1 protein-coding gene is annotated in these 937 nt (G+C 66.8%); it reads right to left on the reverse strand.

What is annotated here, in order from left to right; translation table 11 throughout:
* Positions 1 to 937 (reverse strand): right-handed parallel beta-helix repeat-containing protein (locus H0524_RS12320; RefSeq protein WP_255435902.1); only part of this gene is annotated, 937 nt, incomplete at both ends.

The raw sequence follows: 937 nt of genomic DNA on the forward strand, positions 1-937 counted from the left end.
CGCCGTTGTTGTAGACGCCGCCGGGTTCGTTCTGGGCGAGGTTGTCGGTGACGCGGACGTCGGTGAGGGTGAGGACGGTGGTCTGGTCGGACGGGTTGAAGAAGATGCCGCCGGCGACTTCCCCGGCCTGGTTGCCGGAGATGGTGGTGCGGCGCAGGGCCACCACGGGGTCACCGTCTTCCATGCCGACGATGGCGATGCCGCCGCCGTCGCCGCTGGTGGCGGTGTTGTAAACGATCTTACTGTCCTCAATGGTGGCGCCGATGTCCTCAAGAAGGTAGAGCCCCCCGCCGGAGGTGGCGGTGTTGTCGGTGACCTTGACGTGCTGGAGCAGCAGGGACTCGTCACCGTCGTCGTAGATGCCGCCGCCGAGGCCGCTGGCGGTGTTGCGGGTGATGGTGCTGTGGACGATCTCGGTGAGGTCGCCGTCCCCGTGCACACCACCGCCGTTGACCGCGGTGTTGTCGCTGATCACGGCGTGGCTCACGGTCGCGTTGCCGTCGTCGTTGACCAATCCGCCGCCTTCGTCGCCGGCGGTGTTGTGGGTCACCTTCGACTTGCTGATCAATAGGGCGGCGTTGTCGGTGAAGATGCCGCCGCCGTCCCCGCCGACGGTGTTGCGGGTGATGGTGCTCTTGGTGATCGTGACCTTGCTCCGGTCACTGTAGATTCCGCCACCTTCGCTGGCCTCACCGGTGGCGATGTTGTCGCGGACGGTGACGCGTTCGAGGTTAAGTCGGGTGCCTTCGCCAGCGAGGATGCCGCCGCCGTCGAGGTCCATAACCTGTCCGCCGGCGACGGTGAGGTCTTTGAGGGTGAGGTCGCCGCCGGTGGCGACCTCGAAGATGCGGAAGTTGTCGGCGGCGGCGGCCCGGACGATGGTGGCGCCCTGGCCGTGGATCGTGATGGGCTGGAAGACCGGGGGTAGTCCGTTGTC

Origin of the sequence: Salinispora sp. H7-4 (assembly GCF_013416675.1) — a bacterium.
Taxonomy (GTDB): Bacteria; Actinomycetota; Actinomycetes; order Mycobacteriales; family Micromonosporaceae; genus Micromonospora; species Micromonospora vitiensis.